Genomic DNA, 14,586 nt, shown 5'->3' with positions numbered 1-14,586 from the left:
GTAACTTAATCGCTTCATTGACAACATCTACAGCTATTTAGTCACAGTAACGGCGTAATCACCAGCCACTAGCTCTTCCACAAAACTTGATGGTTTGTCTTTATTACACAATAAAGTGACCTGCTGTCGCGCACGTGTGAGTGCGACATAAAACAAGCGGCGTTCTTCTGCATCAGGGAAGCCGGACACATCAGGTTGTAATATTAGTGCAAACGGATGGCGAAGTTTACGACAAGGGAAACCATGCTCACCAGCCTCCATCGCTAATACAATGACATTATCGGCTTCTTGACCTTTCGCGCTATGTACTGTCATGGCCTTGATATCTAACTGCGGATATTGTGAAGATAATGCAGCCAGCGTTTTAGCATCAGGTAATTGAAAGTTAAAACGTGCGAGTAATAACACAGACTTTTGCTTGCCTTCATCTTTATTTTTACCTTTCCCTTCACTTTTACTCGCCGCCGCTAATTGAATTAATTTCTTTTCTAGCAATAGTGCCGCATCATCTTGCGTGTTACTACTTTTCTGCTTCTGTCCAAGCTGATAATAGCAAATCTGTATACAGGCTTTCTTGGCCTTGGTATGTGTGCTTATTTGCTTATACATTTGCTCATCATTGGCCATTACAAACTTACTGGCCACAGCACTAATCTGATCATTAAAGCGGAATGTGGTATCAAGCGGTAAGGTACTGGTTATACCAAAATAATCACTGAAACGCGTAGTCACCGCGATGTCGCTGCCTGCGAATTGATAAATAGCCTGCCAATCATCACCAACACAGAATAGCTTACTGTCGTCGTGTTGCGTTTGTAACTGTCTGACTAAAGTTGCGCGCGCTTGAGATATATCTTGAAATTCATCAACAAGAATATGCAACCAAGGTGAGTTAAACTGGCCATTGCTAACATAATCACTGGCTTTGGTTATCATGACATCAAAATCTAACTCATTTTTGTCGTCTAAATCGGCCTGATAATGACAAAGTAGTATCTCAACGATCTCATGCGTTAGCGCGGCGAAGTGCGTATCTGGTATGGTATTTAATGTTTGCTTAGATTGCTCTGTTAGGGTGTTTTTATACTGCATAGTCAATTCGACAAGCTGATTTAATAATTTTTTATAACCGCCCTTGCCTGCTAATAATCGCTTAACTTCAGCGTCATGTTTAGCCTCAGGCAGCTTACCAAGCCAAGCGACATAAGCGTAACAATACGCACTGAACAAGGCATTAAAGTCTTCATCCCCCGATTCTTTATTTGGTAATTCTTTATTAGGCAATTCGCTATCAAGTACTTCATTACCAACTCCGTCCTTACTAAGTAACAGCGCCGCAATCTTTTGTTTAAAGAATTGTTGCTTGGCACTATCACTGCTGGCAAGTTTACTGACTTTCGGCTTGTCACTCTCTACTTGCTTAATAATATCTAAAGCAAGTGCATGGAATGTTTTGACGGTTATCTTGGCATTGGGCAAACGCTCGGCAAGTCTGGTTTTCATCTCTTGCGCAGCATCTTTTGCAAACGCCAAAATCAAAATTGAATCAGCAGTGGCTTGTTGTGACTCGAGTAAATAAGCACACCGCCCCAGCATGACACTGGTTTTACCACACCCTGCGCCCGCTAGCACTAAGTTGGCGTCATTGGCGACAATACAGGCATCTCGCTGTTTTTCAGTCAGAGGATGGCTTTCAAGGTTATCAAACAACGTTTTGTGGTTTAGTTTCTGCTTGTTCATCACGGCTTGATTATATTTATCTAGGTTGTCTATCTGACTTTGCTGCCAAAAACGTAAGTGTGCTAAAGGGAGTTTGAGTGTTGTGGGGATGTTATTGATCTGCGGCAGTATTTCCAACCATTCAGCCCAAGGTGATAACTGTTGCTTTAAACTAACCCATTTTGAGTGGGGAATATAACCTTGTTCGATCACTTGTGTGAGCGGTTGATAGAGACCGAGGATCTCCGCTTCTTGACCGACTAACGCATGAAAGTACAAGTCATCAATAAGTCTTGCAACGTCGGTTTTTGTCACGCCATTTAAACGTACGCGTTGGTCTTCCCAGTTAAGTACGATCGTATCAAAGAAGGATCCCCGATAGTGCTTTAATTTAGGTTCAAAGCTTGCCCAAGGATAATGATAGATTTGTTGTCGCTTAGTGGTAAAAACCGCCCCTTCAGGACGAAATGATAAGGTGCGGCAATTAGCACCAAATAACTGAGCGACATTAGAAAAAGAATAATCAGGCAATGCAGATGAACTCAATAATAAACAGTAGGGAAAACATAGCACAATCACCGCAATTATTTAATACATGGCGTTAACTTTATTACTAATTCGTCGCTTCCTTACTTCCTTTAGTGAGATCTTCAACTTCCAGTCTTTCCGATAAGATTTTAGCTAAGGCCACGGTCATCGACAATAAGATATACAAAGGCCACGTAAAGCCCTGAGTCAGAAACGTACCAGCAACACAAAATGCGATTAACCCAGCAAAAATACCATCATTACAAGTCACAATAACATTACGTTCATGCATGGGTAACAACCGACTATCGACTTCAGTGCGCCATAAACGTTTGAACGTCATGGTAATAAGTGCAATAAGCAGACCTAATCCGACAAAACCAGTTTCAGCTAACACCTGAAACCAAGTACTGTGAACAGCATGATTTTTACCATCCCAATGTGGACTAAACAAATAATAGTTAAGGTAGAAGTTATTGATCCCAACGCCGGTAAAAGGGTTCTCTACCGCCATGCCCCATGCTGCCATCCACGCATAAATACGCCCCATCGCGGATTCATCAACCCCATCTTCTGCAGCGCCCCCTGACGAACGATCAGATACCCCTGCCATCACCAGTAAAATAGGCAATAACGCAGCTGCGCCAGCGATAATATATAGCTTATTTTTGATGCGCTTAAACGCAAAGTAGCCCGTCACCGCCATGATTCCCATCAGGCCACCGCGACTTTGCGTAGCGATAATAGCCCAAAATAAAATAACATACGCCACCGCTAATAAAGCTCGGTGTAATTTACCTATGTTCGGTTGTAGTAGATTAGATAAGGTAAACGACATGGGGAACATCAGCACTAGCGACAAATCATTCGGATCGCCAATTAGCGACCCTATATCTCGTGAAATAGTGACCCGCGTGCCCTCAACAAGCCCAATCCCTTGTAATTTGTTAGTAATAGCTTTTAATCCCACCATTACGCCAGCGATCACATATAAATAAGTGGCAATACGAAAGTGATGAATAGTACGCACCAGCCAACAGATCGCGATCGTCATCACCCATACTTTACTTAATACACCACTAAAGGTGTTAAACGCGGCACCTCTATTATAAGCAAACATCATCCCAAACGTCGCCCAACCTAAAAATAGACAGACTAAGGTCAGTTCTGTCGACCAGTATATTTTGATATTATTGGATAAGAAAATATGCCAACCTAGCACGAAAAAAGACGCTAGCGAAAATGCCAAAGGAATATGTAAAGGGATCAGTACCGGAAAGGCTTCATGAATACGAAAATAGGAAAAAATAATAAAAGTAATGACAATATAAAACGGGATCCTTAACAGCCCAATCAGCACCAGAGGCGTGACAACAAAAACTACAGGCACCAACCATATTTTAGTTTTATACCACAATAGACCAACCACAAGGGTTAGTATCAAACTGAGTAATATTTGCACTCGTGGGGTAACCGTATTGAGACCTATCATTAAACATCCCTGCTTATTGATCTAATGCTGGAGCAACATTATAAGTAAAGCAGGGATATGGAGAAGTGTGGTTAATGCGGTTGAAAAATATCGCTTATTTACTCTCAATCGCTAACGGGATCTCGTCTAACAACATGGTGCCTTTAGTCACACCATCTGCCAGTTTCAAATATTCGCGGGTAAAAATAGGTCTAAATTTATCTGCATCCATTGCCATGTAACGGTTTAATTGACGATATAACGTATAAACAAAGTTATCACCAGTCTCGGCACGTTCCGCCGGAGTCTTACGTTTAAATTTAAACAAACGCTCAAAGGCTTTATCGTGATCAGAGTGACCCATTAAGACGATTGATTCACGCATGATCATATCCGCTACCACAGGCAGACTTGGCGGAAAGTCATAAGGTAACCCATTACTGCGGCGTAGCGTAGGGATCTGTTCTGCAGCCTTAATTGTGGCTTCAGGTGGATATTTTATCAGCGTCAACTTCCAAATCGTAAACTCTTCAGAATCGTAATCATAATTAAATGAAGGAAAACAACTAACGAGCATCGTGTACATAGTTGCAGTTGCTTCGGTTTGTAATTGTGTTAAATCAATTCTTTGTTCCATACACCCTACTATTAAAATGTGAAAAACTATATTTACCGAACAAATATCTAACTAATATAGCGTTAATCATCGTCGTTATCTGTAAAGCCCGGATCAATAAATCGCGGAGGTAATCTTTTCAACGGTGCTGGAGTTATCGACCGTTCGTGCGTCATCGGTTTCACGACACCACCGTTTTGATCTGTCATGCCAACCGTTAACTTACTAATTCCCATATCGGCTAGGGCTTTTTTCAAGTTACTATTTCGACGGCTCGCTCTCGATACATCTTGTTTTCCATTTAATGCTAACGATATCAGGCTATGCACGCTGGTATCATCTTTGAATAATAGTCCAAAAGCAAAGTTAACAGACTGATAATACGGGTCTACTTGCGCGCCATCAATGGCTAATTTAAGGTCGACTTCAGTAAAGACTTCCAAACGCAGTAACAATCGGTCGCGTTGCTCTGCCGTCATGCGTAAGTTAATACCCACCGCAGTTTGAGTACGTTCAACCCAATAATTAAAGATGCGTAACGCCGGAGAATCAGCTTGGCTTACTTCCATGCTGTCCGCTAAGCTAACCAAGCTTTCGATATTGCCCGAGTTAGTAAAGATATCATTAAAATTACGGCCTTTATTGACCAAGTCGCGACGGTGATCAACACCATCAACCGCACGCTTTAGTTCAGTAATCGAATGTAACATTAACAGGCTGTGTAACTTTTCAAAGTGTGCTTGTTTTGGCGCAATATATTGCGACTGTTGCAGGCGCTTCGAACTAAACCAATAATCATAAACTTGCTTAATGTCAGCCATCTTTTGCGGATCTTGCCTAATCTGGTGGTAGTTCGGCATAAACCCACTTTGGTTTTGAATATGACGAACACCTTGACGGCTGATAGTTGGTTGAAAAGGCTGACGAGCTTCAGAATTCGGATTATGAGTCGACTGAATACTGGCGGGTGCATTCACCCGGTTTACTGCCGATACATCTTTAATATGCTGTAATTCAGTGCCATCAAGCTCATACCAATCAAAGGCTGGATTACGACTATTGAGCTGAATACATAACACCTTGATATGCTCAATTGTAAAACCTTGGCGCATGAATTCATCACAACGCACACGGAATTTACTGTTATTAAAATTCAGTCTTTTTTGCGAATACTCAGCGACTAAATCAAACACTTGCTGAAAATACTGCAGGCTAGGATCAACCGCTTCAACAGGCGCTGCAAGCTGTTCTTTAAAGTCTTCATACATAATGGCACTGTTGATGTACAAGCCACTGTCATCTTGCTGAAGATAGTTTTTATTAATCAGTTCAGTAATGCTATGCTGTTTATCAGATTGCAGCGAAAAACGCGAAAAGTCCGCAATGCGATCTTTATTCTTTTTGCATAACATCCATACCAATAAGCGAAATGCAGCATCAGAAAGTGATGATGATTGCGCGATATGATCGGGCACGATAAAGTATGTGCTCTCCATTTTTCTATTCATAACTGTTTAACACCACAATGCCATATTTAATTACAACTGAGCAATACGCTAACCTAAAGTCTACCATAGAAGACTTACTTGCACCTTTTGATTCCTTTGCTTTTTCAGACTTTGTTACTGTGAACCCAGTAGCGGCGCTAACAGTAAAAAAAGCAGACCAACTTGTGACTGCTCAAGGTTATGAAATTACATTAGATCTTTTGGAACAAAGCGACGAGCGATACATTATCGAAGCTTATTATGATATCACTGATAACAAAAATATCTATGCGATAAATGAATACGCACAACCGATCAATTTATTAAAAAACCCCAGTTTCACTCGTACTTGTAGCATCTGTAATACCACCACCAACCGTAGCCAAGGGCTAATATTTAGTCATCCGCAACAAGGTGATTTTTGTGCTCATCTCGCTTGTGTCAAAAAGCGTTTGCCAGAATTAATGCCATTTGTGCATTATTTGCAAAAACTACCCGCATTAGTTGAACACCTTGAGCAGCTGCAAAACAGTGTATTTAATCAAACTTATGCATCCGGAGCCCCACTACGCTTGTATTTGGCCATTGTCGAGAATGAAATTAGCCAACACGGCTTTGTCAGTAAACAAGACGCGATCCAGTTTCACCATGACTTTAAGCATGCCAGTTACAATAAAGCGGCGCAGTGCTACAAAACCTCATCGTATCCTAAAGATCTAAGTTTTGAGTTTGTTGAAAAAGCTATTTTGTATACCAAACAGATGAAGTCCACCAGCTTAAATGACAAATTAAAACAGCTCTGTAATCAAAGTGTATTAGCTGAAAATGAATTGGCCACGGCAACCTTAATCATCTCTAATTACATCGTTAATAACCAAGGTCTTTTAAGCCATAAATCACCACTGGCAACCGATAAAAACCTGGCGCTACATAACGATGGCAGCGATATCAGTGAAGCGTTACGACTAAAAGGCAAACTCGGTGATTATGTCCGTTGCCGTATAACGGTGAATAGCTGCAAATACCAAGTCATCAACAAGCGCTACGATATTCGTGGTAAAGATGATACTGGTCGCGTAGTGCAGTTTAACCATGGACAAGCCATAACTGAAAAGTCATATATTTACATCAGTGGCTATCTATCTAAGTTTTATCAAAACCAATACGGTTATACCATCTCGGTATTAAAAGGTGTTAAAGCTTTGAATGGCTAATAGTTAATAGCCATCTTCATAACCAAGTTCTTACGCGTGCGACTGTTATTACTTAAATCCAGTGACGACTAATCACACGTAGTTTTGAATAAATACCTCTTTTTATCGATCTAGCTCGCAGTTATCTACTTACTATTACTAAAGCCTCTCCAAATACCGATTTAGAGCTAGGGTTGTTCATAGGAACTTACTCAAGCTGGAGGCTATGGCAATGAAAATCAACATGCCAATTACGGATACAGAACAATTTATGAAAGAGGGAGATATTCTTGTCTCCAAGACAGATTTAAAAGGTTCTATTACCTTTGTGAATAGAGCATTTATTGAATTAAGTGGCTTCACCGAAGAGGAACTATTACGCAAAAGCCACAGTATCGTTCGACATCCGGATATGCCACCTGCTGCTTTTAAAGACCTTTGGGAAACCATACAAAAAGGTTGCCCTTGGACTGGCATCATTAAAAACAGAGTCAAAAATGGTGACTTTTACTGGGTTGTAGCAAATGTCATCCCGATTAAGAAAAATGGCCAAGTTATCGAATTTATGTCGGTAAGAACGAAACCAACACTGCAAGAAATAAAAGAAGCTGAACTCACCTATCAAGCGATGAACACCGATAGTGTTCCCCGTAAAAATCCACTCGTCACACTCAAGACACTGCTTGTTAACACCGGTCTAAAAGCCAAGCTAACCATATTAACCACCTTTATCGCTTTTATACTCGTGGCAGGTGCGCTTATTCAATATGATAACGTCCACAAAATTGATACCGCTTGGGATAGCTATCAAGCCAACATTTCTGCACGTGGCACTGTTATCAATGAAATCACCGCATCATTAGGCTATGGCGGTATTGTCCATCAATTCAAAAATTATATTCTGCGTCAAGATGATGCTTACAGACAAACATTTATTCAACGCTACACAAGCCTACTAAGCCAGGTCAATCATTACCAAGCTTTATCTGGCATTACTGCAAAAGAACAAAATGCACTAAAAGACATTGTTAATGTTGCAAACCAATATCGTCAGAACCTCGATAGCGTCCAATCTCTCATCACCAACGGTGCAGGAATTAAGGCAATTGATAGCAGTGTGAAAGTAGATAGTAAACCTGCGCTTAATGCGCTTGTGCTATTACAACAAAACTACGCATCTCTGACACAACAAGCCACCAATACCCTACACACACAAATTAATGATTCATTTATCAGTCTAGGGGCTGAAAGACTTGTGACGTTCCTCATTTTAGCCTTGCTTTCTGTCATGGTATTAAGCCGCGCAATCATGAAACCAATCAAACAGTTAATTGGTATTTTCAACAATATTAATGAAGGTAAATACGAAAACAAATTTGAAATTCGTAACAACAGTGAGTTTGGCAAACTATTCCAAGCCATTTACGTCACGCAAACCAAACTTAACTTTGATATCCAAGAGTCTCGCTTAACCGCAGAAGAAGCACTGCGCATCAAAAATGCACTCGATAATGTCACCGCCAATGTCATGGTAGCAGATGGTCAACGTAATATTATCTACATGAATGAGTCGGTAAATAAACTACTGAGTAACGCCGAAAAAGACTTCAAAAAAGACTTACCTGATTTTAGTGTTGAAAACTTACTCGGTGCTAACATTGATGTATTCCATAAACGTCCACAACATCAGCAGCAAATGTTACAAGGGTTATCATCCACTCACCAAGCGAATATAAAGCTCGGTGGCAGAACGATGCAGTTAACGCTTAATCCAGTCACCAACGCCGCCAATGAACGTCTTGGTACAGTCGTTGAGTGGAATGATAAAACCGCTGAACTGGCCATTGAACAGGAGATTGACGAAATTGTTGCCGCCGCTGCCAACGGTGATTTATCCAAGCGTATTAGCCTTGAAGGTAAAAATGAATTCTTTACCAAGTTAAGCAGTGGATTAAATGAATTACTGGAAAGCTCATCATTGTTTGTCAGTGATGTCGGCAGCTTGTTCTCGCGTATGTCTGAAGGTGATTTAACCCAATCCATTGAGCAAGAATACAATGGCGAATTTCAACAGATCAAAAATGATGCAAACAACACCATAGATAAATTAACCTCCATTATCAGCCAGATCCGCGAATCAGCGAATACGGTAAGTACCGCATCACACGAAATTGCACTGGGTAATACCGACCTCAGTCAACGCACCGAAGAACAGGCTTGTTCATTAGAAGAAACAGCCTCGAGCATGGAAGAAATCACCGCGACCGTGAAACAAAGTGCAGCGAATACTGATGAAGCCAATAAACTCGCAACAGAGGCAAAAAACAAAGCGCAGAATGGCGGTAAGACGGTACAAGACGCCGTCTCGGCAATGAAAGAGATCTTAACTGCAAGTAACCGTATTAATGACATTATCGGCGTTATTGATGAAATTGCGTTTCAAACCAACCTGCTGGCATTGAATGCGGCGGTCGAAGCTGCACGTGCCGGTGAACAAGGCCGTGGTTTTGCAGTGGTGGCTGGTGAGGTGCGTAACTTATCGCAACGCTCTGCCGATGCAGCAAAAGAAATCAAAGATCTGATCCGTGACAGTGTTGAAAAAGTAAAAGTAGGTTCATCATTAGTTAACGATTCGGGGGAGACTTTACAAGAGATAGTGCATTCGGTTGAACACGTGGCCAATATGATATCTGAAGTCAGTAATGCGGCGACAGAGCAATCTAGCGGTATTGAGCAAGTTAATTTGGCCGTGAATCAAATGGATGAAGTAACGCAACAGAACGCAGCACTGGTAGAGCAAGCCTCAGTAGCCAGCTCTGCGATGTCAGAACAGGTCAATCACATGACCCAGTTAATCCAATTCTTTAAGCTAATCCAGTCAGAGCAAGAAGAACGTCAAATTCAAAATGGACAACACCCTGCTCCAGGGCAGTTACAACATAATCAAGGCGCACCGCGTCAACAAGGTAGCCAACGTCGTTCAACAAATGCAAACCATAACCAACGTAGTGGACAGCAGACTGCACAGCCAGTAACGGCGCAACAGCTGCAATCCAATAACAAGGCGATAGCCGCATTATCAAACAATGATAGCTGGGATGAATTTTAACTCATCATTAAGCGCCACCAGATCCCAGGTAAACTGGTAAATCCGGTGGTTAACCATTTAACCTCGCCATCTTTAACAATTAAGATGGTTGGGGTAACTTTTACTTTCCAGTCCTTACCCAAATCATAATTTTCATCGTTAACCACATCAAAGTCATATTCATTATGCTGCATGTATTTTTTCACCCGCAGATTCTCACCTGAACTTAATGCCACCGTCACTACCGGATAATATTCCGATAGCGTATCAACAGCAGGGCTAACAAAACTACACACTGGACACCAAGTAGCCCAAAAATAGACAACCACAGCTTGATCTTTGCTTAACTCAGCAAGATCGACCTCTTCTCCAGCTAATGTCATCCCAACTAACGCAGGTACATTATCTTTAGGGAAATCTTTGCCGCGCCATACATCTACAACAGCCGTAATAATCAATGCTAAGAGTAAGAATATAGCTAATTGTTTACTCCAACCAAGCAATCGTTGTTTCATTTATTCACTTCCTTTGATAATGAATTTAATAGCTAAATTATTTATTACGTTTTGCCTCAAGTGCCGCTTTCACTTGTTTCTCTAGTTGTGAGTAAGGTACTAGACCGCCGACAATCTGATCGGCAAAAATTAACGCTGGCGTACCAGATAAACCAAACTCACGCATCAATTCCATGTTGCCGCCAATGGTTTTTTCAACGCTGTCAGCTGTATCATCTAGCCATTCATTTGTGTCGGTGATCTTACTCACTTTCTCAATTGCACTGCTGTCTAAATGACTTGGACGTGACATTAGTTTTTTATGTAACTCGGCAAATTTAGCTGGTTCATTTGCCCATACTGTTAATGCAAAGTCGGTTGCTTCTTTCGAGCTAGGGCCTAAAATCGGCACCAGTTTATATACAACACGTACTTCAGGGTATTCTTTAACTAATCGCTCTAATAACGGTTCAATTTTTTTACAGTAAGAGCAATTAAAGTCACTAAAGTAAGCGATGGTTAACTCTGGGTTTTCAGCGCCCATCCACGGGTCCATTTTGTTGTTAAACAACGCCGCTTTATTGCTATCTAGACTTGCACCTTGCTGCTCTTTCACTTTGTTCTGTTCATGTGCTTGCAGGGCAATAATGGCTTCTTTCAAGATCTCAGGATTATTCACCAAGGCTTCTTTTAACATTTGGTTAAATTCTACTTGTGGCATTGCTGTCATCTCTGTTTTTGCCGATGCCGCCCATGCCATTGGTGCAGTTAAAGCGCCGATCGAAAGTGCGGCAGAGATGGCAATTGAAAGTGTTAATGATTTCGTGTTCATGGTTATTCCTATTAGCAAATTTGTTGACGCCATTGCTCTGTGAATAGCGCCCTAGTGTTATGTTAAGTAGCTGCTTTATGTCAGAGCAGCTGTTTATCTTAGATCAAAGGTTATATAAATCGCCCATCCCACGTAAAAACACAGGATGGCAATTAATGATTATTCGCCGCTCGCCCGTTTAATGGCACTGATGACGGCATCGTCCGTTAAAATAACCGGTAATGGAATACCGTTTGGCGCTTTCGGGCCGTAAACGATATTAAAGGGCACACCAAAACGACCATTGTTTTGTAGGTAATTCGTCACTTTTTCAGAACGAACGGTCCAATCGCCTTTCATTGTCACCATGTTGTCTGCTTGTAGTTTGCTGTAAACAGGATCTTGTAATACCACGCCGATTTTATTGGCTTTACAAGTAATACACCAATCTGCAGTAACATCCACAAATACTGTTTTACCGGCATTGACTTGTTCTTCAATAGCCGCAGTATCAAGTACTTGCCAGACTAAATCATCAGGAAGACCTTGTGACCATTTACTGGTTGTTAACGACGCAGCTAACATACCAGCACTACCCAGTAATAAACCAATACTGACACTGATAAGTACTGCTCGTTTACCTTTTAGCTTTATCATAAAGCCAATGAATACCAGGCTCACAACACTAAATAGAACATAAATAACCAGCGTAGGTAAGAAGCTTGAAAGCAAGGTAACTAACCACAAACAAGTCAGCATCAACAGACCAGCAAACACCGTTTTAACCGACCCCATCCAACGACCCGGTTTAGGTAATAGACCGACAAGGCTTGGGAAAGTTGCCACTAACAACCATGGCAGCGCCATACCAACCGCCAATGCGGTAAAGATAACAAATAAACTCAGCGTATCAGCGCCGAGTGCATAAGCAACGGCTGTACCTAAAAATGGTGCGCTACAAGGTGTAGCGAGTAACGTCGCGAACATGCCTTGCAAGAAATGCCCACGGTTACTGTCATCACCAGCAGTAGCCAGTTTGGTTTGTACATTTGACGATAAGCTAAATTCAAATGCGCCGAGCATATTTAATGAGAACACCGCGGTGATCACAACCATGACAGCGATAAACCAAGGGCTTTGGAACTGAATTCCCCACCCTATCGCTTGCCCTGACACTTTTAATGCAAAGATGAAGGCGGCAAGTAACCAGAATGACACGACAATACCCGCTGCTGAAGCAAGGAACTGCTGTCTGATTTTACCTTTTTCAACACGTGGCGCATCGATAATCGTGCTTAACTTCATCCCTAACACAGGCAATACACACGGCATTATGTTTAAGATCAAACCACCTAACAAAGCAAATAGTACTATCCCGACCAAAGACTGACCGGCGATAGTGACTTGCCCAGCAATAACAGACGTTGAAAACTCAAGGGCTTGTTCAGAGTCGATAACCGTTAAATTTAACGGCTTATCGATTAGCTCAACATCACCCAACCAACTGCTAGCATCAAATACGGCAATTACGCTATCACCGGTCACCTCTGTCGTCTTTAGTTTAAAGCTAGTGTCTAAGTCACCATCGATTAATAATGTCGGTGTTCCAAGCCAATTATAACCCGAGACCGTCGCTTGTAATTGGCTATTCGCTTGATCCCATACCAATTGGATCGCGTTCTCATCAGCTACTTTTTTGGGTACTTGGACGATGCTCCTATTATATAAAAACATCGCTTCAGCATCGGCTTGAAGGGCTTGAATATCCACCGACATATTGATGTCGTAATCCGTTAACACGCAAATAGTCGTACACGACGACAAGGTTAATTTACCTGCCAATATCAGTGGTTCATTAAGATCTTCTAACTGTAATTGAATGGGAAAACTGACTGTATCCTTATAACCATAAGTATCTAAGCCAAGTAATGTAAAGTGCTTAGGTACAGGCCACTGCCAATCAGTGTTAACCAGGTTGCTCGAATCTTGCCAATCAATACTGGGAGCGATGCCACCATCACCCGGTGAGCGCCAATAGGTCTTCCAATCGTCTGCAAGTTTTACTTCCAGTACCGCAGGTACGGTATTATTAGTTTTATCCACTTGCCCGGTTAACATAAAGCGTAACTGGATCGGAGGATGCGACGGGTCTTGTAACCAACCTGTTGTTTGCGCCGAAATACTCGCCGATATAAACAGTAAACAAGTTACGAATAAGGTTTTGATTACCTTAAAATTAGTTTTAAAATTAGTCTTCAAATCTGTCTCCAAAAAGTACTCAAAGTCATCATATCGATACTTCAATACCAATTGTATTTAGTCAGTTGTCAATAAACAGGTCATGCCGAGTGCAATACTCGTAAAGTAACGGCACGCAGATGTGCGATTCTCACCGACAGTGTTTATAGATAAGCATAAGAATGCGTTAATATACCTGAGTTAAAGTAAAGACTGACGATTTAAATATAAAACATTTAATATCAAATGATTATTAACGAATCGCGTCTTTAACTCTGTCTAAGATAGAACGACATATTACTCGTCGAATTTACACAAAATGAGGTGGCGGCGTTGCGAAGGAACGAATAAGTTGGTGAGATAGGTAACATTAGGCGTCTGGCGCATAAAGTAATGGCTAAACATAATGATCATTAAAATGACCATTACCAGTTCATCCATATGAGTACTGGCTTTCTGCAATAGCTTTTCAGTCAATTTACAAACACCATCACTGTTATCAACATAACTGGCATCGTAAAGTTCAATCTTAGCTGTTGCACTGAAATTAGCTTCAGTGCTGTTGTTTGTATTCTGACTCGAACTTTGATTAGTACTTTGATTAGCACTAGCCTGACGATTTAACGGCTTATCGCCAAGCTGTTCAACATTAATAAGTGGTTGATTAAATGTATAAGCGTTGTTAACCATACAAGCAATCAAAAACGTTACTATTAATAGCAAGCTTATATTGGCATTGTGTGTGGGTTTAGTTAAGCGCATACATTCTTATGGTTAAATTCGTCATAGAGTCTCTTTTTACCGATAATCATTAAATACCACAAGTCAGGCTTGTTAAAATTACCCTTCTTTACCAAAAAACGCTAAAAATCGCTGCTATATACTAAAATCTAGTGCGTAATTTAATTAACTGCTGGTATTTTTGTCATTTTAGCCTAGAA

At 41.2% G+C, this 14,586-nt stretch carries 10 protein-coding genes; 2 read left to right on the top strand and 8 right to left on the bottom strand.

Annotated features, from left to right (window positions below; genetic code table 11):
- Positions 1-33 precede the first annotated feature (33 nt).
- From A923_RS0104525 to A923_RS0104510, 4 genes are all read right to left on the bottom strand, one after another.
- Positions 34-2,265, bottom strand: coding sequence for a UvrD-helicase domain-containing protein (locus A923_RS0104525; protein WP_026006062.1), 2,232 nt, complete (start codon positions 2,263-2,265; stop codon positions 34-36).
- Between the two features lie 67 nt (positions 2,266-2,332).
- Entirely contained in the window at positions 2,333-3,739 is a 1,407-nt protein-coding gene (locus A923_RS0104520; RefSeq protein ID WP_017220466.1) for an oligosaccharide repeat unit polymerase, read from the bottom strand.
- Between the two features lie 94 nt (positions 3,740-3,833).
- Positions 3,834-4,355 (bottom strand): hypothetical protein, encoded by a 522-nt coding sequence (locus A923_RS0104515; RefSeq protein ID WP_017220465.1) that lies wholly within the window; start codon positions 4,353-4,355, stop codon positions 3,834-3,836.
- A 62-nt stretch (positions 4,356-4,417) separates the two neighbouring features.
- Positions 4,418-5,842 carry a hypothetical protein gene (locus tag A923_RS0104510; protein ID WP_237716173.1) on the bottom strand — a complete coding sequence of 475 codons (1,425 nt, stop codon included), beginning with the start codon at positions 5,840-5,842 and terminating at the stop codon, positions 4,418-4,420.
- A gap of 17 nt (positions 5,843-5,859) precedes the next feature.
- Between A923_RS0104510 and A923_RS0104505 the strand changes: the two genes are divergently transcribed.
- Both A923_RS0104505 and A923_RS0104500 read left to right on the top strand, forming a co-directional pair.
- On the top strand, positions 5,860-7,035 hold the full coding sequence (locus A923_RS0104505) for a hypothetical protein (RefSeq protein WP_017220463.1): 1,176 nt from the start codon (positions 5,860-5,862) through the stop codon (positions 7,033-7,035).
- A gap of 205 nt (positions 7,036-7,240) precedes the next feature.
- Entirely contained in the window at positions 7,241-10,123 is a 2,883-nt protein-coding gene (locus A923_RS0104500; protein WP_017220462.1) for a methyl-accepting chemotaxis protein, read from the top strand.
- Here the strand turns inward: A923_RS0104500 and A923_RS0104495 are convergent.
- The 4 genes from A923_RS0104495 to A923_RS0104480 form a co-directional block, all read right to left on the bottom strand.
- Entirely contained in the window at positions 10,120-10,617 is a 498-nt protein-coding gene (locus A923_RS0104495) for a protein disulfide oxidoreductase (protein ID WP_017220461.1), read from the bottom strand. The genes A923_RS0104500 and A923_RS0104495 overlap by 4 nt on opposite strands.
- A 37-nt stretch (positions 10,618-10,654) precedes the next feature.
- Positions 10,655-11,428 (bottom strand): DsbA family protein, encoded by a 774-nt coding sequence (locus A923_RS0104490; protein ID WP_017220460.1) that lies wholly within the window; start codon positions 11,426-11,428, stop codon positions 10,655-10,657.
- 159 nt (positions 11,429-11,587) lie between these two features.
- A complete protein-coding gene (locus A923_RS0104485) occupies positions 11,588-13,666 on the bottom strand; it encodes a protein-disulfide reductase DsbD family protein (protein WP_017220459.1) in 2,079 nt (692 codons plus the stop codon).
- Between the two features lie 276 nt (positions 13,667-13,942).
- Positions 13,943-14,335 (bottom strand): hypothetical protein, encoded by a 393-nt coding sequence (locus A923_RS0104480; protein WP_237716172.1) that lies wholly within the window; start codon positions 14,333-14,335, stop codon positions 13,943-13,945.
- Positions 14,336-14,586 lie beyond the last annotated feature (251 nt).

This window comes from Moritella dasanensis ArB 0140 (assembly GCF_000276805.1).
Lineage (GTDB): Bacteria > Pseudomonadota > Gammaproteobacteria > Enterobacterales > Moritellaceae > Moritella > Moritella dasanensis.
This window is presented reverse-complemented; position numbering and strand designations above follow the sequence as displayed.